20 protein-coding genes are annotated in these 22,271 nt (G+C 71.7%); 9 read left to right on the forward strand and 11 right to left on the reverse strand.

Going from position 1 to position 22,271, the window contains the following annotated elements:
• Window positions 1-61 precede the first annotated feature (61 nt).
• The 4 genes from ELQ40_RS00645 to ELQ40_RS00660 all read right to left on the reverse strand — a co-directional run bounded on the left by ELQ40_RS00645 (window position 62) and on the right by ELQ40_RS00660 (window position 3,122).
• The gene (locus ELQ40_RS00645; RefSeq protein ID WP_127791926.1) at window positions 62-490 is read right to left on the reverse strand and encodes a hypothetical protein; all 429 of its coding nucleotides are present in this window, start codon (window positions 488-490) and stop codon (window positions 62-64) included.
• Between the two features lies 1 nt (window position 491).
• Window positions 492-872, reverse strand: coding sequence for a hypothetical protein (locus tag ELQ40_RS00650; RefSeq protein WP_127791928.1), 381 nt, complete (start codon window positions 870-872; stop codon window positions 492-494).
• A gap of 13 nt (window positions 873-885) precedes the next feature.
• Entirely contained in the window at window positions 886-1,365 is a 480-nt protein-coding gene (locus ELQ40_RS00655) for a LysM domain-containing protein (RefSeq protein ID WP_127791930.1), read from the reverse strand.
• 218 nt (window positions 1,366-1,583) lie between these two features.
• Window positions 1,584-3,122, reverse strand: a complete 1,539-nt coding sequence (locus ELQ40_RS00660; protein ID WP_127791932.1) for a PLP-dependent aminotransferase family protein — start codon at window positions 3,120-3,122, stop codon at window positions 1,584-1,586.
• A gap of 78 nt (window positions 3,123-3,200) precedes the next feature.
• Here ELQ40_RS00660 and ELQ40_RS00665 point away from each other — a divergent pair, with 78 nt between their 5' ends.
• The 4 genes from ELQ40_RS00665 (at window position 3,201) to ELQ40_RS00680 (ending at window position 8,017) form a co-directional block, all read left to right on the forward strand.
• Entirely contained in the window at window positions 3,201-3,881 is a 681-nt protein-coding gene (locus ELQ40_RS00665) for a pyridoxamine 5'-phosphate oxidase family protein (RefSeq protein ID WP_127791934.1), read from the forward strand.
• A 247-nt stretch (window positions 3,882-4,128) separates the two neighbouring features.
• A complete protein-coding gene (locus ELQ40_RS00670) occupies window positions 4,129-4,323 on the forward strand; it encodes a hypothetical protein (RefSeq protein WP_127791936.1) in 195 nt (64 codons plus the stop codon).
• 132 nt (window positions 4,324-4,455) lie between these two features.
• The gene (locus ELQ40_RS19295) at window positions 4,456-7,518 is read left to right on the forward strand and encodes an AAA family ATPase (RefSeq protein ID WP_164863432.1); all 3,063 of its coding nucleotides are present in this window, start codon (window positions 4,456-4,458) and stop codon (window positions 7,516-7,518) included.
• A 4-nt stretch (window positions 7,519-7,522) separates the two neighbouring features.
• The gene (locus ELQ40_RS00680) at window positions 7,523-8,017 is read left to right on the forward strand and encodes a glutathione peroxidase (protein ID WP_127791940.1); all 495 of its coding nucleotides are present in this window, start codon (window positions 7,523-7,525) and stop codon (window positions 8,015-8,017) included.
• Window positions 8,018-8,100: 83 nt separating this feature from the next.
• On the opposite strand, the gene pepT is transcribed toward ELQ40_RS00680, so the two are convergent.
• Window positions 8,101-9,405, reverse strand: a complete 1,305-nt coding sequence (gene pepT / locus ELQ40_RS00685) for a peptidase T (RefSeq protein ID WP_127791942.1) — start codon at window positions 9,403-9,405, stop codon at window positions 8,101-8,103.
• Between the two features lie 82 nt (window positions 9,406-9,487).
• Between pepT and ELQ40_RS00690 the strand changes: the two genes are divergently transcribed.
• Window positions 9,488-10,150, forward strand: a complete 663-nt coding sequence (locus ELQ40_RS00690) for a TetR/AcrR family transcriptional regulator (protein ID WP_127791944.1) — start codon at window positions 9,488-9,490, stop codon at window positions 10,148-10,150.
• 223 nt (window positions 10,151-10,373) lie between these two features.
• Here ELQ40_RS00690 and ELQ40_RS00695 read toward each other — a convergent pair whose 3' ends face one another.
• Window positions 10,374-13,280: an immune inhibitor A domain-containing protein gene (locus tag ELQ40_RS00695; protein ID WP_127791946.1), complete on the reverse strand. Its 2,907-nt coding sequence runs from the start codon at window positions 13,278-13,280 to the stop codon at window positions 10,374-10,376.
• 278 nt (window positions 13,281-13,558) lie between these two features.
• On the opposite strand from ELQ40_RS00695, the gene ELQ40_RS00700 reads away from it, so the two are divergent.
• Entirely contained in the window at window positions 13,559-14,023 is a 465-nt protein-coding gene (locus ELQ40_RS00700; protein ID WP_127791947.1) for a hypothetical protein, read from the forward strand.
• A 44-nt stretch (window positions 14,024-14,067) separates the two neighbouring features.
• Here the strand turns inward: ELQ40_RS00700 and ELQ40_RS00705 are convergent, their stop codons facing one another.
• Genes ELQ40_RS00705 through ELQ40_RS00720 form a run of 4 tightly spaced genes read right to left on the reverse strand, consistent with a single transcriptional unit; the run spans window position 14,068 to window position 17,597 of the window.
• Window positions 14,068-14,760: an HAD hydrolase-like protein gene (locus ELQ40_RS00705; protein ID WP_205649396.1), complete on the reverse strand. Its 693-nt coding sequence runs from the start codon at window positions 14,758-14,760 to the stop codon at window positions 14,068-14,070.
• 53 nt (window positions 14,761-14,813) lie between these two features.
• Complete coding sequence (gene nucS, locus ELQ40_RS00710) at window positions 14,814-15,509, reverse strand: endonuclease NucS (protein ID WP_127791948.1); 696 nt, start codon at window positions 15,507-15,509, stop codon at window positions 14,814-14,816.
• 48 nt (window positions 15,510-15,557) lie between these two features.
• Window positions 15,558-16,151, reverse strand: a complete 594-nt coding sequence (locus tag ELQ40_RS00715; RefSeq protein WP_127791949.1) for a dihydrofolate reductase family protein — start codon at window positions 16,149-16,151, stop codon at window positions 15,558-15,560.
• Window positions 16,152-16,211: 60 nt separating this feature from the next.
• Window positions 16,212-17,597, reverse strand: coding sequence for a sugar MFS transporter (locus ELQ40_RS00720; RefSeq protein WP_127791950.1), 1,386 nt, complete (start codon window positions 17,595-17,597; stop codon window positions 16,212-16,214).
• Window positions 17,598-17,991: 394 nt separating this feature from the next.
• Between ELQ40_RS00720 and tdh the strand changes: the two genes are divergently transcribed.
• A complete protein-coding gene (gene tdh / locus ELQ40_RS00725; RefSeq protein ID WP_127791951.1) occupies window positions 17,992-19,035 on the forward strand; it encodes an L-threonine 3-dehydrogenase in 1,044 nt (347 codons plus the stop codon).
• A 2-nt stretch (window positions 19,036-19,037) separates the two neighbouring features.
• Window positions 19,038-20,246 carry a glycine C-acetyltransferase gene (locus ELQ40_RS00730; RefSeq protein ID WP_127791952.1) on the forward strand — a complete coding sequence of 403 codons (1,209 nt, stop codon included), beginning with the start codon at window positions 19,038-19,040 and terminating at the stop codon, window positions 20,244-20,246.
• An 89-nt stretch (window positions 20,247-20,335) separates the two neighbouring features.
• Here the strand turns inward: ELQ40_RS00730 and ELQ40_RS00735 are convergent, their stop codons facing one another.
• Entirely contained in the window at window positions 20,336-21,103 is a 768-nt protein-coding gene (locus ELQ40_RS00735) for an SDR family oxidoreductase (RefSeq protein WP_127791953.1), read from the reverse strand.
• Window positions 21,104-21,191: 88 nt separating this feature from the next.
• Between ELQ40_RS00735 and ELQ40_RS00740 the strand changes: the two genes are divergently transcribed.
• Complete coding sequence (locus ELQ40_RS00740; protein WP_127791954.1) at window positions 21,192-22,256, forward strand: LacI family DNA-binding transcriptional regulator; 1,065 nt, start codon at window positions 21,192-21,194, stop codon at window positions 22,254-22,256.
• The last annotated feature ends 15 nt before the right edge of the window (window positions 22,257-22,271 follow it).

Here is a 22,271-nt window from a genome sequence, read left to right on the forward strand (position 1 = left end):
CGCACCCCGCCGCAACGCACGGTCTGGAGGGGATGCTCAGCTTCCGGCGCTCAGTCACCGCTCAATCGTCGTCGGGGCCGCTCTGCTCGACCTCCTCGACGAGCCACCGGTCGCCGCCCTGGTGCAGCATCACGCCGCGCACGCGCTCGCCGTCGCGCACGGCCTGGAATCCGATCGGCGGCAGGTCTCCGCCCGCCCCAGAGCCGTCGATGCCGACCGGCGAGGTGCCCGCCCCGAACATCGGCGACTCGTAGCCGAGCGACTCGAGTGCACGCGTGCGCTGCTCGGCGTCCCAGATGCCCGAGAGCGACCATGCCATCGCGCCGCACGCGAGCGCCCCGATGATGAAGACGACGTAGCCGCCCTCGCGCATGGGCTTCCACTTCTTGCGGGTGCCCACGATCGACATCGCGATGCCGGCGACCAGCAGCAGCGCCGGGATCACGAGCGGCCACGGCTCCCACGGTTCGAGGGTGACGGTCGCGTCCACGTCAGCCGCCGTCCTCCACGACCTGCCACTGCCCGTCGCCGAGCGGCACGATCTGCCCGGTGACCTCCTCGCCGTCGAGGGTCGCGCGGAAGTCGATCGCGCCGGGCGTGCCGCCGACGATGCCCTCGCCCCCCGAGAACGTCGGATCCTCGTACCCCAGCCCGACGAGCGCGTCGCGCCGCTGCCCCTGGTCCCACGTGCCCGACAGGAACCCGAGCAGCGCGACGGCCGACAGCCCGCCGCCGACCACGAGCACGTACCCGATCTCCCGCAGCCACCGGATGCCCCGCCCCGCGATCGCGAACACCGCCCCGAGCACGACGGCTGCGGCCGAGAAGAGCAACGGCCACGGATGCCACGGTTCGAGGTACACGGTCTCCATCAGCCGAATGGTCTCAGCCGACGCCGACCCTCGTCCAGTCGAGGTTGATCGGATCGCCGATGTAGACCGCCTCGCCGAAGTCGTGGATCTGCGGGTTCATGCGCAGCAGTTGCTGCTGCGGCAGGTCGAATCGCTGGGCGATGTCGAAGAAGCTGTCGCCCTGCACCACGATGTACAGCGCGGGGGTGCCACTGCCGTCGACTTGGACGGTTCCCATGGCGCCCGGGATCGGGCCGTTGTCGTACGCGGGCCCGGGCTCGTAGACCGGCGCCGGGTCGTTGGGCACGGGGTCCGGGGCGGGTGCCAGCTCGGGCGCGGGCGCCGGTTCGGCGACCGGCGTCGGCGTCGGAGTGGGCGTCGGCGTCGGAGTCGCCGTCACGGTGACCATCACGGTCTCGGCCGGTGGGGCCTCGGCGGGGAAGCATCCGGTGAGCGCGAACGCGAGCACGACGGTGATGCCGGCCGCCGCCGCGCCTCGTCTCCCCAGCTCCATCGCTTCCTCCGTCCGCAGGGCGTCGATCGCCAGCCTAGGCCGCTGCCCGGGCGCGTGGGTCAGTGCAGACCATGATGTGGAAATCGGATTCCCGACAGCTCGCTGCGCAGTGCCGGTTTCAGGAGATCGGAGGCTGCTCAGGACCGGATCCGCGATTTCGTCCTGACCTGCCTCCGATCTCCTGAAGCGGGACTCTCCTGAAGGGGGCGGCCGCAGCGTCAGCCGTCGAGCACGGCCGCACGGATCCGGCGCAGCGCCCCGTCGAGCGCCGTGTCGGAGACGCCCGCGTACCCGATCACGAACCCCGCCGGTCCGGCGAGGGCGCCCTCGACCGCGTACATCGAGAGCGGCGCGACCACCACGCCCTCGGCGCGCAGGCGGTCGACGACCCGGGCGGATGCCTCGGCGCTCGGCAGCGTCACCACGGCGTGCAGACCGCCCTCGAGGGCCGTGAGCTCGGCGCCGGGGCATCCGTCGAGCCGTTGGATCACGAGCCGTCGACGGTGCGCGTACTCGCGTCGGGTCGCGGCGATGTGCCGTCGGAGCGCGCCCGTCTCGAGCAGGTGGGCCATGGCGTGCTGCACGGGGCCGGGGACGGGCGGCAGTTCGTCGCGACGGATCGCCGCGACGGCATCGCGGAACCGGCGACCGGATGCCCCGGTCGCATGCTCGTTCGGCAGCACCAGGTAGCCGAGCCGGAGCGACGGCGTGAGCACCTTCGAGAAGCTGCCGATGAGCGCCACCCGACCGCCGCGGTCGAGCGACGCGAGGGCCGGCAGCGGTGCGCCGGTGTGCCGGAACTCGCTGTCGTAGTCGTCCTCGATCACGAGCCAGCCGTTCCGGTCGGCGAGGTCGAGCAGTGCGAGTCGGTCGGCGACGGGCAGGCGCCCGCCGAGCGGGTACTGGTGGCTCGGGGTGACGACCACGGCGTCGAGGCCACCGGCGGTGTCACTCCCGCCGCCGGTGTCGGCGGCGGCCGGGTCATCGTCGGCGAGGTCGGCGAGTGCGTCCACGTCGATGCCGTCGCGTAGCACCGGGATCGCGCGGAGCACCGCTCCTCGCCGGGCGAGCGTGCGCCGAGCGGTCGGGTACCCGGGGTGCTCGACGGCGACGTGCGGCGGGCGGCCGAGCGATTCGGTGAGTGCCATCGCGACGAGCGCGGTCGCCTCGCCGGTGCCTGCGGTGACGACGATGTCGTCGGGCGAACAGGCGACGCCGCGGGCGTACCGCAGGTGGTCGGCGATCGCGCGCTGCAGCTCGGGGAGGCCGAACCGGGGCGGGGAATCGGCCGAGACCGGGGCCGATCCGGCCGCTCGCCAGGCTGCGCGCCAGACGCGCTCGTCGAGCCGGGCCAGCGACGGGACGCCGGGGGAGAGGTCGATCACGACCGGGTCGACGGAATACGGCCGCTCGTCGGCGTCCAGCGGTTCGGTGTCGAGTGGCCCGGTGTTCCGCGACCTCGGGTCGGACGGCGCCGAGCCCGGCGCGTGCGCGTCGGCCGGGTGGCGTTCGAGTTCGGCCACCCGGGTCGGCGCGCCCTGGCGGGTCGACAGGTACCCCTCTCCGGCGAGCTGGTCGTACGCCTGCACGACCGAGCTGCGGGCGACGCCCAGCTCGGTCGCGAGCACGCGGGTGGACGGCATCACGTCGCCGGCGCGCAGTGCGCCCGACAGGATGCCCCGGCGGAGCCCGTCGACGAGCTGGACGCCGATGGGCGTGGAGTCGTCGCGGTCCACGACGAGCAGGGGTCCGTCCATGTGCAGGCTCCAACTGGTCTGGCTGATCTTGGAATGACTGGACTGTATCGCATACCAGTTGCGTCCGAAACTGGACCCATGACCCACGCCGTACCCGTTGCGCCATCCGTCGCTCCGCCCGCCCGCCGCATTCGCCGCCTCGCCGACCGGCAGGTCGTCGACCGCACCGAACTCGACCGCCTTCTCGACGGGCAGCTCATCGGTCACCTCGCCGCGGTGCACCACGGCGAGCCGGTCGTCGTGCCCATGGCGTACGCGCGCGTCGGCGACGACCTGCTGCTCCACGGTTCGACCGGAGGCGGATTCGCCCTACGCGCAGCCGACGAACGGCAGACCGTCGCGTTCGCCGTGACCGCGCTCGACGGCGTCGTGGTGGCCCGCTCGCTCTTCGACCACTCGATGAACTACCGCAGCGCGATCGTGTACGGCGTGCTCGAACCGGTCGCCGACGAGCCGGCCGCCCTCGACGCCCTGTCGGATCGGCTGCTCCCGGGCCGCGTCGCCGAGCTGCGCGCCAGCACACGCAAGGAGGTCGCCGCCACCCGGGTGCTCCGCCTGCCGATCGTCGACGTCGTGATGAAGGCACGGGCCGGCGGGCCGTCCGAGGCGGCCGATGACGGTGAGGACCACGCGCAGTGGGCCGGAGTCGTGCCGCACGCTCCCAGTTGGGGGGAACCGATCGCCTCAGGGCTCACGCCTCCGGGCACGCCCCTACCGGATTCGGTGGCAGCGCTGGCGACCGACTCCCGCCCCGCGTGAAGGCTTGCCCCTTGGAAATCGGACCGGAGCCGGGAAAGGAGGTGTCCCATGTCCATGCTCATCATCCTGGTCGCGGCGGCGGTCGTCACCGCGGTCGCGGGCACCGTCGTGCAGCTCACGCGCGACGGCTACCGCCGTACGCCCACCCGCGCGATCTGAGGCATCCGTCGCCCGGAATAGGGCGATCGCCCGATGAGGCGGGGGTACCTCAGAGACGAGAGTCGAAGCATCCAGAAGGAGGATCACCATGCACCACGCAGCCGACTTCACCGTCCTGCACCAGTACGACAGCGACCGCCTGGCCGGCGAGCTCGAGCTCGACGCCCGCCGTCTGGCCGACGAGGATGCCGCGATCGACGGCGGTCCGTCGTCGCGGTCGCGCCGGCTCGCCTGGCCGGGCCGCTCGCGGCGTGCGGTCGTGCGCACCGCGCGGCTCGCATGACGCGGCGGAGCACGGCGACCGCCGCCGGCCCCATCCGCCCACGCCGCTTCGGACGGGACGGTTCGTCTCACGCAGGATCATCGGATGCCTCGGTCCCGCGCGAAACGAACCGTCCCGTTTCGGCCTGATTTCGTGGACGTGCTGCCGGAGCCGGTCGTGCCGGGCATCGATGTCGGTCGTGCGTGGCACGATGGCATGGTGACGACGTCGATGTCGAGCCCCGAGATGGTGGGCCGGCAGGCCGATCTGTCCTGGCTCGAGGGCCTGCTCGAAGAGGCGCGCGAGGGCGCGCCTCGCACGGTCGTGCTCGGAGGCGAGGCCGGCATCGGCAAGACCCGCCTGCTGCGCGAGTTCGCGACCGGGTTGGCGACCGACGTCCGCGTGCTCTTCGGGCAGTGCGTCGACCTCGGCGAGGTGGCGGCGCCCTACGCCCCCGTCAAGGCCGCCCTCCGCGGTCTCGTCGCCGAACTCGGCCCCGAGGCGGTGCTCGAGGCCGTCGGGCCTGGGCGGGCGTCGATCCTGGCCCTGCTCCCCGAATTGCATGCCGTCGCGCCCGAGGCGCCTGCGCTGCCCGCCGGAGCCGCGGGAACGGGCCAGCTGCACGAGGCGATCGCGGTGCTGCTCGAGACGCTGTCGCGCGACCAGGTCATCGTGCTCGTCATCGAGGACCTGCACTGGATCGACATGGCGTCGCTGTCGCTCCTGCGATTCCTGATGCGCGCGCTCACCTCGAGCCGGGTGCTGATCGTGCTGACGTACCGCACCGAGGACATCGGGCGCGGCCATCCGGTGCGTGGATTCCTCTCCGAGATCGAGCGCGACCGCTGGGTCGAGCGTCGCGAGCTCTCCCGGCTGACGAAGGCGCAGGTGCGCAAGCTCGCGCGCCGGCTCATCGCCGAGTCGCCGACCGACCATGCGCTCGACACCATCTACCGCCGCAGCGAGGGCGTCCCCTTCTTCATCGAGGAGCTCGTCGGCATCGACGGATGCCGCGACGGCAGCATGCCCGACACCCTTCGCGACCTCCTCCTCGCGCGGTACGAGCGACTGTCGGAGCCGACCCAGCAGGTGCTGCGCCTCATCTCGACCGGGGGCGTGCGCATCTCGCACGACCTCCTCGATCGCGTGCACCACGGAGACGCCGACGAGTTGGAGCGCGCGGCGCGCGAGGCGGTGCTCGCGGGCGTGCTCACCATCGACGGCGACGACTACGTCTTCCGGCACGCGCTCGTGCGAGAGGCGATCCTCGACGACCTGCTCCCGGGTGAACGCGGCCGGTTCCATGCAAGGTACGCCGAGGCCTACGAGACGCTCACCGCGACCGGCACGCGCCGTCTCGCCGCCGAGATCTCCTTCCACTGGCTGGGCGCGCGCGACGCCGAGCGCGCGTTCCCCGCGACCGTGCAGGCGATGGCCGAGGCGCGCGCCGCCACCGCGTACGCGACCGCGGCGCAGCTCGGCGAGCGGGCGATCGAGCTGTGGGACGTGGTCGCCGACCCCGAGCGGGTCGCGGGCATGGACAAGATCGAGCTCATGGGCCGTACCGCCTCGCACCTGCGCAACGCGGGCGAGAGCGAGCGCTCGCTCGCGGTGATCAAGGCGGCCCTCGACGAATGCCCCGACGAGGGCCTCCAGGCCGCGAGGCTGCTGCGCGACCAGGCGCTGACCCTGTCGAGCGTCGGCCGATCGGGCAAGGCGGTCGCGCTGCTCCGCGAGGCGCTCGAGCGGCTCGGCGACGCCGACGACCCGATCTCGCGCGACCTGCGGGCGACCGTGCTGTCGGCGCTCGCGGGCCGATTGATGGTCGCCGGCTTCATCGATGAGGCGGCCGCGCCGGCGCGCGAGGCGCTGGAACTCGCAGTCGAACTCGGCGCCGCCCGGACTGCGTCGGTCGCGAAGAACATCCAGGCCGTCAGCCTCACGGTGACGGGAGACATCGAGGAGTCGATCGAGGCTTTCGAGGAGGCGAAACGCCTTGCCGAGGGCGACCCACCCGCGATGCTGCGCTACTGGGTCAACACCAGCGACAAGGAATACCTGCTCGGCCGCCACCGGTCGGCGGTGGATTTCGCTGAGCAGGGCCTCGCCCGCGCTCGCGCGCAGGGATTGGAGCGCAGCACGGGCGTGCTGCTGGCCGGGAATGCCGTCGACCCCCTGATCGCACTGGGCGAATGGGAGCGCGCCGACGCACTGATCGAGCGAGGACTCGCCCTCGACCCGCCGCCGCCGTTCCGCGTCTACCTGACCCTGGCGAGGGCCCGGGCGAAGCTCTGGCGGGGCGACCCGATGGGCGCGCTGGCCATGCTCACGCCGGTCCGTGAGCCGCTCGCGCACATGGTCGTGGACGACAACCAGACGAGGCTCGGGGCGAGCCGGCTCACGGCCGAACTGCTGCTCGAGACCGGCGACCTGGCCGGCGCGTGGCGCGCGTGCGGCGAGCTCTTCGCCGGGGGACCGCTCGCACCCGGTTACGACTGGCCGTTGGCGTGGACCGCGGCGCGCGTGCTCGCGATGATCGTGCGCAGCGACGAGTCCAGCCGGGAGGCGGCCGGGATGGACGGAGACGCGCTCGCCGAGGCTGTGGAGCGCCTGCGCGAGGTCGTCGATGGCTTCGTCGTGTGGCCGAACACACCGGTCTGGCGGGCGAAGATCGACGCCGAGCTCAGCGAGTTCGATGGACCGGAAGTCCGGGTCGAGGCGTGGCGCGAGGCCGTCCGCGCGGTCGACGCCCCCGAAGCGCACGTCTTCTCGCTGCCGTACGCGACCTACCGGCTCGGCGAAGCCGAACTGGCGGCGGGCGATCGGCAGGCCGCACGCGCGAGTCTGCAGGCCGCGCGCGACCTCGCGGAGGCGACGGGCGTGACGCTGGTCGCGCAACACGTGGATCGCGTGGCCAAGGCCGCGGGGCTCGCCGTGACCGGTGCCGCGACCGGCTCCGAGGCGGAGTCTGCGGATGCGCCTGCGCGCTCGGTCGACGCCGCGGCGGAGGCATCCGCCGATCCCGGCATCGCCGAGCTGACCGCCCGCGAACGTCAGGTGCTGGACCTGATCGCCGAGGGGCTCAGCAACCGGCAGATCGGCGAGCGGCTGTTCATCAGCGGCAAGACCGCGAGCGTGCACGTCTCGGCGATCCTGCGAAAGCTCGGTGCATCCACCCGCACCGAGGCCGCCGTGCGCGTGGGCGCGTTACGGTGACGGTATGACCCGCATCGACGACATCCCCTTCACCACCATGGACGGCGGCACCACCTCGCTCGGCGAGTTTGCGGGCAAGGCGGTGCTGGTCGTCAACGTCGCGTCGCGCTGCGGCCTGGCGCCCCAGTACGCCAAGCTCGAGGAGCTGCAGAAGCAGTACGCCGACCGCGGTTTCACCGTGATCGGATTCCCGTCGAACCAGTTCCTCCAGGAGCTCTCGTCGAACGAGGCGATCTCCGAGTACTGCTCGACGACGTGGGGCATCACGTTCCCGATCGTCGACCGGGTGCGCGTCAACGGCAAGAAGGAGCACCCGCTCTACACCGAGCTCAAGAAGACACCGGACGCCGAGGGCAAGGCGGGCAAGGTGAGCTGGAACTTCGAGAAGTTCCTCGTCGCGCCCGACCGCACGGTCACGCGGTTCCGCCCCCGCACCGAGCCCGACGACCCCGCCGTGGTCTCGGCGATCGAGGCGGCGCTCGCGGAGGCCGCCGCGTAGGTCGGACACCGCTCGCGTGCCCGACTCGAGGCGGATGCCTCGAGTCGGGCTCAGAGCGCGGGCTCAGCGGCAGATACCGCGCCTCAGCGACTGGCGCCGCGGAACTCGGGCGTCGTCCACACCTCGGCGAGGCGCACCACCGTCGCGGCGGCCGCCGACATCTCCTGCACCGACGCCCACTCGCGGACCGAGTGGAACTCGTGCCCGCCGGTGAACAGGTTCGGGGTCGGCAGGCCCATGGCGCTCAGCTGCGATCCGTCGGTGCCGCCGCGGATCGCGGTGCGCAGCGGTACCAGGCCCTCGGCCTCGATCGCGAGTTCGCCGGCGCGCGTGACCTCGGGGAATTCGTCGACGAACGTGCGCATGTTCGGGTATTGCGGCACGATCTCGACGGTGGCGTGCGCGCGCGGCTCCCGTGAGACGACCTCGTCGACCGTGCGGCGCAGCAGGTCGCCGTGCGCGGCGAGCAGCTCGTCGTCGAAGTCGCGGATGATCGCATGGATCGTCGCCCGTGCAGCCTTCGCCTGCACGTCGTAGACGTGGATGAAGCCTTCTCGCTCCGAGGTGCGTTCGGGCGTGAGCTCGGTAGGGAGCGCCGCGACCACCTCGGCCGCGAGGCGGGCCGCGTTGACGAGCTTGCCGGTCGCGAAGCCGGGGTGCACGTCGTGGCCGACGATCGTGACGGTCGCGCCCGCGGCCGAGAACGTCTCGTCCTGCAGCTCGCCGACCTCGGAACCGTCGACGGTGTACGCGCAGAGTGCGCCGAAGCCCTCGACGTCGAAGTGGTGGGCGCCGCGGCCGATCTCCTCGTCGGGCGTGAATGCGAGACGCAGCGTCGGTCGGGGCAGCTCGGGGTGCGCGACCAGGTGCGCGACCGCGGTCAGGATCGCGGCGACGCCCGACTTGTCGTCGGCGCCGAGCAGGGTGTCGCCCGAACTCGTGACGAGGTCGTGGCCGATGTGCTCCGCGAGGTCGGGCATCCGCTCGGGGTCGAGCACCGTGCCGCCGCGCGGCAGTTCGATGACGCCGCCGTCGTAGGCGCGGTGCACGATCGGCTCGACGCCGTCGCCGGGCGCATCGGGGCTGGTGTCCATGTGCGCGATGAGCCCGATCACGGGCACCGGGCCGTCGGCTTCGTCGATGGTGGCGGGCAGCGTGGCGTAGACGTAGCACTGCTCGTCGACGCGGGCGTCGGCCAGGCCGAGGGCGAGCAGGTCGTCGACGAGCACCCGCGCGAGGTCGAACTGGCGGGCCGAGCTCGGCACGGTCTCGCTGTCGCGATCCGACTGTGTTCCGACGCGCACGTAGCGGCCGAACCGTTCGAGCAACGCGGGCGCGAGCGCCTCGGCGAGCGGGGAGGTGAAGGGTGCGGGTGTTGCTGCGGCCATCCTCCAAGCGTGCCACAGGCGACGCTGCGCGACCTGGGCGCGGCCGCCGAGCGGGTACGGTTGAAAGGACCTGGAGGAGCCCATGAGACCCGGACCCCGCCGAAGCCTCACCCAGCGCGACATCGTCGCCGCGGCGTTCGAGATCCTCGAGCAGAAGGGCTTCGCCGCCGTCTCGGTGCGCGGCGTCGCCGCGGCCCTCGGCCTCACGCCGACCGCGATGTACACCTACTTCGACGGCAAGGACGCGCTGCTCGCGGCGATGGTCGAAGAACTGCTCGACGGCCTCGATGGGCTCGGCGGTCTCGGCGGTGAGGACGCTGCGCAGCCCGCTGCACCGCGCGAACGCCTGATCGCGCTCGCCGACGACCTGCGCGCCCGTCTCGCGGAGCACGCGGGCGCGATCGCCCTCGTCACCTCCGGTCCGCTCGACGGCCCGAACGCGGGCGCGTTCAGCGAGCTGGCCGGTGCGGCGTTCGCCGCGGGCGGCCTCGACGAATCGGATTCCGCACGCGCCGCGCACGCACTGCTGGCCGCCGTGGTGGGCCAGATCGCCATCGAAACCGCGTGGGGAGTGGCATCCGCCGACGAACCGGCCACGCTCTGGAGCGACGCGCCCGCGCGCCCCTACGGTGACGCGGCCGGCGAACTCGGACTGCGCGCCGGAGACGCCGACGAATTCCGTCACGCCATCGGATGCCTCGTCGACGGCTGGCTCGCCACCGTTGCGACCGACGCCACGAGCTGAGGGCGTCCGCCGGGCACCGACGCGCGACCAGTGGTTCGACGCACGGGAGGTGAATCGCGCCGCGGGAGGCCTCCCCTCGCGCATACGAACCTCCCGAGGCGCAGAACTCCTCCCCTCGTGGGGGCAGCGGCGTGCACGAGCGAAGGGCGGCGCGCACGACGGAGGGCACGCACTACGGAGGGCCGAGGCATCCGCCCCGGCCCTCCGCGCTCCGTTCAGCCGATCAGCCCGCAGGCGGGGTCACGCTGATCGATGCGGCCAGGTTGCCCAGCCAGGCGTACTTCAGCGAGATCACCGTGCCGTACCCGACGCCGGCGTCGGACGGGTTGCCCGAGCCGAATGCGCCGAGCCCGATGTCGACCCCGTCGTACGCCGGCAGGCGGTTGCCCGCCAGGTCGTACAGCGGCACCGAGTACGGCTGGTTGCCGACCGACGGCACGACCGTCGAGGCATCCCGGTCGCGGTAGAACAGCGCGCCGTCGGACTCGCGCAGCGCGAGCCCGGGCACCCAGCCCTGGTTGTCGGTGAAGGTCTTCACCGGCGGCAGGGCCGCGATGTCGGTGCAGTGCTCGGTGAGCGCCGCGTCGACGATGCACTCCGTGAACGGGTACGTCGACTTGAGGCCGAACGCCGCGTTCGAGGACTGCGCGCGCGACGGCATGATGTTGAGCGTCGACGGGTCGACGTCAGCAGCAGTGCCGGTGCGCTGCAGCGGGTTGAAGTGGCTGTCGACGATCAGCAGGCCGCCCTTCGCGCCGAGGCTCGGCAACGCGGTCTCGTTCGCGATGATGTTGTTCGAGTTGCCGTACGTGGTGTCGCGGTACCAGACGAGCATGCCCGGTGCGTTGTACTTGAGCTTCTCGACCTTCCACGCTCCCTCCTGGTACACGCTGTTGTACGCGTACTTCAGGCCCTCGTCGAAACCGTCGAAGTTGCGCCACTCGACCAGGTAGTACTGCGCCTGCACCGAGGTGCCGCTGCCGATCCGCCATCCCGGTCCGGTCGTCGTGGTGAACGAGGCGACCTCGGCCGTCCAGCCGTTGTCACCCGACTCGACGTCGTCGGTCCACACCGCGTCGGCGCCGCTCGTGACGGCGAAGTCGTCGGCGAACCAGCCCTTGTCCTGGTAGGCGGCATCCGTCGCGAGCCGCAGCCGCAGCTGCACCGTCTGCCCGGCGTACGGCGTCAGGTCGACGTAGTCGTGACGCCAGCCGTGGGAGTCGCCCGTGAGTCCGTACTGCTTCGGTGCGCCGTCGGTGCCGAAGTCGGCCAGGCGGCCGTTCGGGTCGGCGTACCCGTCGGGCGTCGACACCTCGGTGCCGTCCTCGGCGAAGACCTTCTGCTCGGTCCACGTCGTGCCGCCGTCGGTCGAGACCTCGACGAAGCCGTAGTCCCAGTCGGCCTCGATGACGTAGTCGCTCCACATCCAGAACTTCGGATCCGTCGCGGGCACGTCGACCGTGCGACCCAGGCGCAGGTCGGCCCAGTCCTGGTCGGCCCCGGTGAACCACATGTTCGCGCCGCTGTGCGGCGTCGCGAGCGTGATGGTCTTGTCGGGCAGGTTGACCTTGATGCCGTCCTCGGTGTGCTTGAGCGGCCGCGAGTTCTGGCCCACGGTGTAGGTCTTCGTGCGGTCGCCCGGGTTCACCTCGACCGGGTCGGCCCAGCCGAGCACCCACTTGTCCCAGAGGCCCATGTGGGTCGGCATCGACTGGAAGATCGGGCCGGCGTGCGAACCCGAGCTCATGAGATCCCAGAAGTCGACGTCGGAGTCGCCGGCACCCGAGGTGTCGTAGAGGTCGGGCAGGCCGAGGTCGTGGCCGTACTCGTGCGCGAAGACGCCGACGCCGGAGTCCTCGGGCTGCACGATGTAGTTCGACAGGAAGAGGTCGGTGCCGGGAATCGGGGCGCCGCCCGCCACGGCCGACGAGTGCGCCCAGAGGGCGTAGGTGCCCTCGGCGCCGCCGCCGCCGGACTTGTCCTCGCCCGCGTGGACGAGCACGACGTGGTCGATCACGCCGTCGGGCTCGACGACGTTGCCGTCGCCGTCACGGTCGCCCTGGTCCTCGATGTCGTAGTCCGCCCACGGGAAGTCGGGCTGCGCCGCCGCAAGCGCGGCCACCGCGTCGATGGGGAGCTGGCCCGGGCCGAGCGGGTTGTCGGGGTGGCCCTGCATGTCCTGCATCGCGCCGGCCTCGTACTCGCCGGTCTCCGGGTTGAGGTGGCAGACCGTTGCGCCGTAGTACGCCTCGGAGTGCGGTACCTTCACCCACGGGGTGGCCGAACCGGTGACGGTGTACGCGCCCTGCGACATCTCCTCGTACATGTTCTTCATCGTGTAGCCGGAGATGTCGAACCCGGCCTTGCCGTCGGGACCGGTGAGGTCCTTGCGCACGCGCTCGGTGATGCCCTTTTTCGTGAAGAGCATCTTGTTGAAGTGCTCCGGCGAGAAGTCGGGCACCCACATCGAGTTGTTGTCCTCGAGCTCGTAGTCGGCGGGGTTCGGGATGTTGTTGTGCAGCGGACCGTTCTGCACGTCACCGGGCTTGCAGGTCGTCGCACCGAACTCGGTGGGCACGTACAGGTCGGAGAAGTCGTCGTTCGCGTTCTCGTCGAACTCGACGAGGATCGTCAGGAGCTTCGCCTCCTGGGTTTCCTTGGCCTCCTTGTATTGGGGGCCGAACTTCTTCTTGAGCCAGTTCCACCACTTCTCGAGGTGCGCCTGGCGGATCTCCTTCGGGCTCTTGCCGGTGACGATCGACTCGTTCTCGAGCATCGCGAGGCCTTCGGCGGCCTGCGGGTTGCCGCCCGCGTACTTCTCGTCGATCTCCTGCGCGAGCTCGAGCGCCTGCGCCACGGCTTCGGCGGGGGCCTCGGTGCCCTCGACCTTGTTGCCGTCGATGTCGAACACGGCCTGCTCGGCGTCGTCGCCGAATGCAGCCTCGGCACGTGGCGCGACGTAGTTCATGTAGTACTCGTCATCGGTGATGACTGGTGTCGCTGGTGCCGCGGGCGCCGGTGCCGCCGTGGCCGCGCTCGCGCCGAAGACCGTGAGGCCTCCGCCCGCGAGGGCGACCAACGTGATCGACGCCAGCACGCGCTGTCGCGCGCGTGTGGTCCGATGTGACATGGATTCTCCCTCCGAGTGCCCGAGCGGGGTGCCGCTCCGGCATGAACGACGTCCGGCGAGTGGTCGGACGTAGTGGGAATCCTGCCCCTGACCCCCGAACGGGGGAAGGCCTTCCTTTGAGAACGCTGGGAATTCGAACGGGCGCTCGAAAAGACACAACGAATCTGCGCGGGGATGCCTCGGGCGTCGCATTTCCTGCGCGCTCGCGCCAGAATCGTGCGGGAGGCGCTACGGTTGCCCCGTCGGCGCGTTCGCGTCGACGGAATCGGGGGGTTCTGATGCATCGGAATCGGGGTGCAGGTGCGGCTCGGGGAGCGGCATCCGTCGTCGTGCAGCGATCGCCGCGACGCGGTCGGCTCGCGTCGGGGCTGGGGCTGGGGCTCGCGCTCGGACTCGCGCTCGCCGGATGCACGGGAGGCGGGGCATCCGACGACGGTGCCTCGGAGTCGGCCTCCGTCGTCGCCCCGGTGATCGTCGATCTCGCCGACGTCGATGGCACGACGGTCGAAGTCGCGGTCGGCAACACGATCGACCTGACCGGCGATGACGAGACCTACACGGAGTGGACCGCCGAGATCGCCGACGAGTCCGTCGCGACGTTCGTGCCCGGTCGCGACGACGGCAGCGCCCAGTTCAACCCGGGCATCGACGCGCTCGCCGAGGGCTCGACCGACGTCACGCTCGAGAACTCGGCGACGGGCGACATCGTGGAATTCACCGTCGAGGTGACGGCGGCTCCGTGACCTCGCTGCCGGCGCCCGGAGCCCGGCTTCGCGGACCGAGCGCCTCAGCCGCCGAGCAGCAGCCCGCGCAACTGGTCGGCCGAGTGAACCACGGCGAGGGTGTCGGCGGCCTCGGCGGGGGAGCCGTAGCCCCACTCGACGAGGATCGTCGGCACGCCGTTGGCGGCGGCGCCGAGGGTGTCGTAGCCGCGGTCGCCGACCATGACGGCGTCGGTCGTGTCGACGCCTGCCGCCCGCAGGCGTTCGAGGGCGTCGGCTACGACGTCGGCCTTCGTGCTGTTCGACTCGTCGTCCTTGGCGCCGGCGATCACCGTGAAGTACCCGGTCAGCGCGTTGTGCTCGAGCACGCGTCGGGCCATCGACTCGGGTTTCGAGGTCGCGAGCGCGATGGGGATGCCGGCGGCGTGGAGCCGTTGGAGCACTCCGGCGACGCCCGGGAAGACGGGCGACTCGAGCAGGTGCTCCCCGTAGTGGGCGCGGTACGCCTCGAGCGCCGCCCAGGCCTGCTCGTCATCCAGCCCGGCCATGAGGCGGAGGCTGTCGAGCAGGGGCGGGCCGACGTAGGCGCGGAGGGTGGCCTCGTCGGGCACGGGCAGCCCGAGTTCGGCGAAGGTGTGGGCGAGCGAGTTCGTGATCTCGCCTTCGGAGTCGACGATGGTGCCGTCGAGGTCGAAGAGCACGGCCGACCAGGTGCGCGTGGGCACGGGCGCCGTTCGGGTAGAGAGGGTCGAAGTCACCGGGACATCCTACGGTCCCTGCATCTGAGCGATTCTCAGGAACACGTCGCCGTTCAGAAGAGCGTCGGCACGCCGCTGTCGACGCCGCGCATCGCGTCGTAGTCGAGCACCACGCAGCGGATGCCCCGGTCCTCGGCCAGCGTGCGGGCCTGCGGCTTGATCTCCTGCGCGGCGAACACGCCCGTCACGGGCGCGAGCAGCGGGTCGCGGTTCATCAGCTCGAGGTAGCGGGTGAGCTGCTCGACGCCGTCGATGTCGCCGCGCCGCTTCAGTTCGACCGCGACGCTCGCGCCCGAGGCATCCTTCGCCAGGATGTCGACCGGGCCGATCGCCGTCATGAACTCGCGGCGCACCAGCCGGTGGCCGTCGCCGAGCAGCTCGATCTGCTCGGCGAGCAGCTGCTGCAGGTGCGCCTCGACGCCGTCCTTCTGCAGGCCCGGATCGACGCCGAGATCGTGGTTCGAGTCGTGCAGCACCTCGTGGATCGACACGATCAGCCGGTCTGCGGTCTTCTTGTGGGTGACGGTCCACAGTTCGGTCACGCCGGATTCGCGCTGGTCGTCATCGGGCTCGGATGCCTCGAGCACGCACGGCGGGCTCATCCAGTTCAGCGGCTTGTAGCTGCCGCCGTCGGAGTGCACGAGCAGGCTCCCGTCGCCCTTGACCATGAGCAGGCGCGTGGCGAGCGGAAGGTGCGCCGAGAGCCGGCCGGCGTAGTCGACGGAGCAACGGGCGATGACGAGGCGCACCGTTCGAGTGTAGGCGCCCGCAGGTGGAGCCGGGGGCGCGAGGTGCGCTCAGGCGTCGACGGCATAAGTGACGTGCACCGCGACGGGCGACACCGCGACGTCGACCTGGCGCAGGATGCGTCGGGTCTCGCCGGTGAACAGCGGCGTGCCCCGCCCCATGACGATCGGCGAGACGTGCAGGCGCAACTGGTCGAGCAGGCCCGCCTCGAGGCATCCGCCGACCGTCTCGCCGCCGCCCATCACGTACACGTCGCCGTCTCCGGCGGCCGCACTCGCCCGACGGACCGCCGACGCCAGTCCATCGGTCACGAAGGTCAGCGGGTAGAGGTCCCGCAGTCGAGGCGCATCAGGCGCCTCGCTCGTGACGACGAACAGCGGCGGGCGGGCGTCGCGGTCGGCGCCGTAGCCCATGCCCTCACGCCACCCGTATGGACCGTCGACGACGTCGAAGAGGTGGCGCCCCATGATCACGGCGGCGGCCTCGCTCGCGCGGTCGAGCGCCTGCTGGTCGGCGTCCGCAGGCGACTCGACCCAGGTCTGGATCTCCTCGCCGCCCCGGCCGAGGCCGAGCGCCGGGCCGTCGTCGGGTCCCGTCACGAAGCCGTCGATGCTGATGCTGATGTCGCCGATCACGCGAGCCATGCCGTCAGTCTGCGAGCGACCGCCGAGGCCTGCAACGGGTTGACAGGTCGGAGCAGCCCGTCAGTCGTGCCGGGCGCCCCTCGTGCCCGACCGTTCGCGCACGGCCGGTGCCATCGCCACCGCGACGACCATGAGCCCGAGCAGCACGCACAGCGCCGTGAGGATGCCGAGGTGCTCGCCGATGAGTCCGAGCAGCGGCGGGCCGACGAGGAACGCGGTGTAGCCGATCATCGCGACCGCCGAGACACGGGCGGCGGCCTGGGCGCGGTCCGGCACGTCGGCGGCGGCGGACATGCCGACCGGGAACCCGAGCGACGCGCCGATGCCCCAGAGCACGACGCCGAGCACGAGCATCCACAGCTCGGTGCCGAAGATGAACAGCGCGAGCCCGGCGACGCCGACGATCGCCTCGGTGCGGATCACGGGCACCCGCCCGAACCGGTCGAGGATCGGTCCGCCGAGCACTCGGGCGGCCGTCATCGAGATCGTGAACACCGTGAACACCGTGGCGGCTGTGGTCTCGTCGAACTCGTGGCCGTCGACGACCGCGATCGCGATCCAGTCGTTCGCACTGCCCTCGGCGAACGACATCGCGAGCATCACCACGCCGATGGCGATGAGGCGCAGGTCGGCCCAGACGGCGAGGTTCGAACGGAGGCGCTGGGCCCATCCGGTACGCCGTCTGCCCGCCGCGGCGCCGTGCGCGCTATCGGGCTCGCCGTACGCCGCGCGGTGCGGGATGAAGCGTCCGGCGAGGAGCACGCCGCCCGCGATGATCGCGCCGACGACGGCGAAGTGCGGGGCGACGGGCACGCCGAGACCGGATGCCCCGGCCGCGAGGCCGGCGCCGGCGACCGTGCCGAAGCTGAAGAAGGCGTGCATGAGCGGCATCACGGTGCGGCCGAGCTCGCGCTCGACCTCGGCCGCGTCGACGTTCATCACGACGTCGACCGCGCCGTTGCCGAGGCCCGCCAGCATGAGCCCGATGACGATGATGGGCAGGGAGGGCACCAGCGAGCCGCCGACCCCGACCAGCGCGATGCCGACCGCGACGACGAGCAGCATCGCGACCATGCTCGCCCGCGGCCCGACGCGTGCGAGCACGAGCGGTGCGACGACGAGTCCGACGACCGAGGCGAGCGATCCGGTGAGGATCACGAGCCCGACGCCCTGCGTGGTCAGGTCGACGGCGTCGCGCAGCGTTGGCAGGCGCGCGACCCAGGTCGCCATGCTGAGGCCCGAGAGGAAGAACACCGCGAACACGGCGTTGCGCCACGCGCGGAGCTCGCGCGGCGAGCGGGAACCGCCGTGTGCGCCGGAGGCGTGACCTGCGCCGCGCTCGCCCACGCCGCGCTCGCCGCCGTTCGGCTCGGGCGCTGCGGCATCCGACGGCCCGGTCGTGTCGCGCACGTCGTCCACGCTATCGGGGGAGGCGGGCTGCGCCATCGGATGCTCCTTGCCTGAGGCCGTGCGGGAATCGCACACGGGGCCGGTCGAATCGATTCGAGTCGAATCGATTCGAATGGTAGCGCCCGGCGCCGGGCGCGGCAACTCGCGATCGCGGCGCCGCGCCCGCTCTCGATCGCCCCGACGCACCCGCTCGGCATCGCCATGACGCACCAGCTCGGCATCGAGTGGGCAGGTATCGCTCCAACATCGCACGGGAACAGCGATCGTCGCCCACTCGATCGGTGGCGGGTCGGCCCGTCACACACCCGACCGTCGGCGGCCCCGCCGATACGATGGCGGGACTGGCGCACGGAGCATCCGGACACGACCCGGACCACCCGCCTGGTCGGCCCACCCCGTCGACCCGTTCCAGAGATCGAGGTATTCGAGGATGAAAGCCCTCTTCAAGCCCGCGCCCGGCGCGGGGTTCGAGTTCGTCGACCGGCCCGAGCCCGAGGTGGGCCCCGGCGACGTGAAGATCCGGGTGCTGCGCACCGGCATCTGCGGCACCGACCTGCACATCGAGCAGTGGGACGACTGGGCTGCGTCCACGATCGCCGCGCCGCTCATCGCCGGCCACGAGTTCGCCGGCGAGGTCGTCGAGGTCGGACCGCTCGTGCACGACGTCGAGGTCGGCGACCTGGTGTCGGGCGAGGGGCACATCGTGTGCGGCATGTGCCGCAACTGCCGCGCGGGGCGTCGGCAGATGTGCATCCGAACGCTGGGCCTGGGATTGCACCGTGACGGCGCGTTCGCCGAGTACGTGGTGATCCCGGGCGAGAACGTGTGGGTGCACCACTCGCCGGTCGCCCCCGAGGTCGCGGCGATCTTCGACCCGTTCGGCAACGCGGTGCACACGGCCCTGTCGTTCTCGGTCGTCGGCGAGGACGTGCTGGTCACCGGCTGCGGGCCGATCGGCCTGATGTCGATCGCGGTCGCGCGGCATGTCGGCGCCCGGTTCATCGTGGCGACGGATGTCTCACCGGCCCGCCTCGAGTTGGCGGTGCGGATGGGTGCGGATGCCGCGGTCGACGTGCGATCCGAGGACCTGCACGACGTGCAGCGCCGGCTCGGGATGCGCGAGGGCTTCGACGTCGGGTTCGAGATGTCGGGGGCGCCGAAGGCGCTGCCGCAGATGATCGACAACATGAACCACGGCGGCCGCATCGCGATGCTCGGGTTGCCGGCGCAGGAGTTCCCGGTCGACTGGGGCAAGGTCGTCACCCACATGCTGACGCTCAAGGGCATCTACGGACGCGAGATGTTCGAGACGTGGAACTCCATGTCGGCGATGCTGCAGACGAGCGACGTGCTGCGCGAGCGGGTCGGGTCGCTGATCTCCGACCGGTTCCCGGCGCGCGAGTGGCGCGCGGCGTTCGATGCGGCGGAATCGGGTGGCGTGGGCAAGGTCATCCTGGATTGGACGGAGGTCTGAGCATGTACGGATCGGTGAAGGACCAGCTGCGGGCCGAGCTCGACGAGATCGAGGCCGCGGGGCTGACGAAGCGCGAGCGGGGCATCCGCGGCCCGCAGGCCGCCGAGGTCGAGGTCGAGGGGGCCGACGGCGGCACGCAGCGCGTGCTGAACTTCTGCGCGAACAACTACCTCGGGCTCGCCGACGATCCGCGCATCGTCGAGGCGGCGCATCGCGGCCTCGACGAGTGGGGCTACGGCATGGCGAGCGTCAGGTTCATCTGCGGCACGCAGACCCAGCACCTCGACCTGGAGCGCAAGGTGTCGGAGTTCCTGGGGTACGACGACACGATCCTGTTCTCGTCCTGCTTCGACGCGAACGGCGGCGTGTTCGAGACGCTGTTCGGGCCCGATGACGCGATCATCTCGGACGCGCTCAACCACGCATCGATCATCGACGGCATCCGGCTGTCGAAGGCGCGCCGGTACCGGTACGCGAACCGCGATCTGGCCGACCTCGAGGCGAAGCTCGTCGAGGCATCCGACGCGCGGCGCCGGGTGATCGTGACCGATGGCGTGTTCTCGATGGACGGCTACTACGCCCCGTTGGCCGAGATCTGCGACCTGGCCGACCGGTACGACGCGCTCGTCTTCGTCGACGACTCGCACGCGGTCGGATTCGTCGGCGCGAACGGCCGCGGCACCCCGGAGCTGTGCGGCGTCGAGGGTCGGGTCGACATCACGACCGGGACGTTCGGCAAGGCGCTCGGCGGGGCATCCGGCGGGTACGTCGCCGCCCGCCAGGAGATCGTGGACCTGCTGCGCCAACGCGCCCGCCCGTACCTGTTCTCGAACACCCTCGCGCCGGCGATCGTCGCAGGCACGCTGCAGGCGCTCGACCTGCTCGCGTCGTCGGGCGAGTTGCGGGAGCAGTTGGTCGCGAACGCGGCCCTCTTCCGGGAGCTGATGGATGCCGCGGGCTTCGACCTGCTGCCCGGCTCGCACGCGATCGTGCCCGTCATGTTCGGCGACGCCGCGCTGACCGCGCGCATCGCCGACGCGTTGCAGCGCCGGGGCGTGTACGTGACCGCGTTCTCGTTCCCCGTCGTGCCGAAGGGGCAGGCCCGCATCCGCGTGCAGTTGTCGGCCGCGCACTCGGAGGACGAGATCCGCGCCTGCGTCGACGCGTTCACCGCGGCGCGCGATGAGGTGGCCGGAGCAGCGGCCGAGTAGGGGAGCGTCCGCGAGATCTCGATACGGCGCTGCGCGCCTACTCGACCACCGGGGGCGCTGCGCGCCTACTCGACCACCGGGGGCGCTGCTCAGCGCCGCCCGCGCGCTCCGACCGCGGCGGAGACCGACGGCGGCACGAGCCGGCTCAGCGCGATGATCACGCGGTACTTCAGCGACGGGATCGAGACCGCCTTGCCGCGTGCGGCGTCGCGCAGCCCCTCCTCGACGACGGTGCGGGCGTCGAGCCACATCCACGGGGCGACGCCCTCCTTGCCGCGGGCGAGGCCCATGCGCGCGTGGAAGTCGGTGTGCGTGAAGCCAGGGCAGACGGCGGTCGTCGTCACGCCTCGGGCGCCGTAGGCGCCGTTCGCCCACCGGCTGAAGCTGATCAGCCAGCCCTTGCAGGCGCCGTAGGTCGAGCGCGGGATGAACCCCGCGACCGAGGCGACGTTGATGATGCGCCCGCGCCCGCGGGGGAGCATCTGGCCGAGGGCGGCGTGGCTGAGGCGCATCGGCACCTCGACGTGGAGGGCGAGGTGGCGCACCTCGTCCTCGATGTCGTTCGAGGCGAAGTCGAGCGGGAGCCCGAAGCCGGCGTTGTTCACGAGCAGGTCGATCGGCCGCTCGCGGTCGGCGATGCGGGCGACGACCTTCGCGAGGTGGCGACGCTTCAGCAGGTCGGCGGGCAGCACCTCGACGGTGACCCCGAAGCGGGAGCGGAGGTCGAGGGCCACTCGGTCGAGGGCGTCGCGATCGCGCGCGACGAGCACGAGGCTCGCTCCGGTCGCGGCGAGTTGTCGGGCGAACTCGGCGCCGAGCCCTGAGCTCGCACCGGTGATGAGGGCGGTTCCGGCCATGCCGGACAGCATATGCACGGTCGGGCGACGTGCGTCGACCGGCACCGTTCTCGAATCGATTCGAGCGGGATGTCCTATGATCGGGGGCATGCCCACCGACCCCGCGCCGAGGCATCCGACCCTCGCCGACGTCGCCGCGAAGGCCGGCGTCTCCGCGTCGACCGCGTCACTCGCGTTCAGCGGCTCCGGCCCGGTCTCGGATGCCACGAAGGAGCGCGTGCTCGCCGCGGCCGCCGAACTCGGTTACGCCGGACCCGATCCGCGCGCCCGATCGCTGCGTCGCGGCCGCTCGGGCATCGTCGGCGTCGTGCTCGAGGAGCGGGTGCGCGCCGCGTTCCTCGACCCGGTGAAGATCCGGACCCTCGACGGCATCGCCGACGGCATCGCCCCGCTCGGCGCGGGCCTGCTGCTGCTGCCCGACCTGGGCGAGGGCGAGACCACGATCAGCGTCGAGTCGGCGCCGCTCGACGCCGTCGTGCTGCTCTGGTGCGGCCTGCGCAGCGCGAAGTCGATCGAGGCGCTGCGTTCGCGGGGCATCCCGGTCGTCGCGATCGAGTGCGAGGTCGAAGACGGCATCCCGCGCATCACGATCGACAACGTCGACGCGACCCGTCGAGGCGCCGAGTACCTGCGCGAGCTCGGCCATCGCGACGTCGCCGTGGTGGCCCTGCCGCTCGACGCCGAGCGCCGTCGCGGCGCCGTCACCGATGCCCTGCTCGCCGAGGCGACGAACGTGGTCACGCTCGAGCGGCTCGCGGGCGCCCGCCAGGTCTACCCGGACGCGCCGGCCGTGGAGACCTCGGCGAGCTCGATCGAGGAGGGCCGCATCGCGGCGCGCACCCTGCTCGACGTCGATGCCGGCGTGCGGCCGACCGCGATCATCGCCCAGTCCGACCTGCTCGCGGCCGGCGTGATCGCGGCCGCCGAGGAACTCGGTCTCGACGTGCCCGGCGACCTCAGCGTCATCGGGTTCGACGGCATTCGCGTCGACGGCCTGCAGCACGACCTCACGACCCTCGACCAGCCGTCGGCGGCGAAGGGCCGGGCGGCGGGCGAGGCGGTCGTGCGCATGCTCGCGGGGGAGGAGCCCGAGTCGGTCGCCTTCACGAGCACCCTGCACATCGGCGACACCGCCGCCCGCCCGGCCCGCTGACGCGCGCCGCGCGCG

This window comes from Agromyces sp. LHK192 (assembly GCF_004006235.1).
Taxonomy (GTDB): domain Bacteria; phylum Actinomycetota; class Actinomycetes; order Actinomycetales; family Microbacteriaceae; genus Agromyces.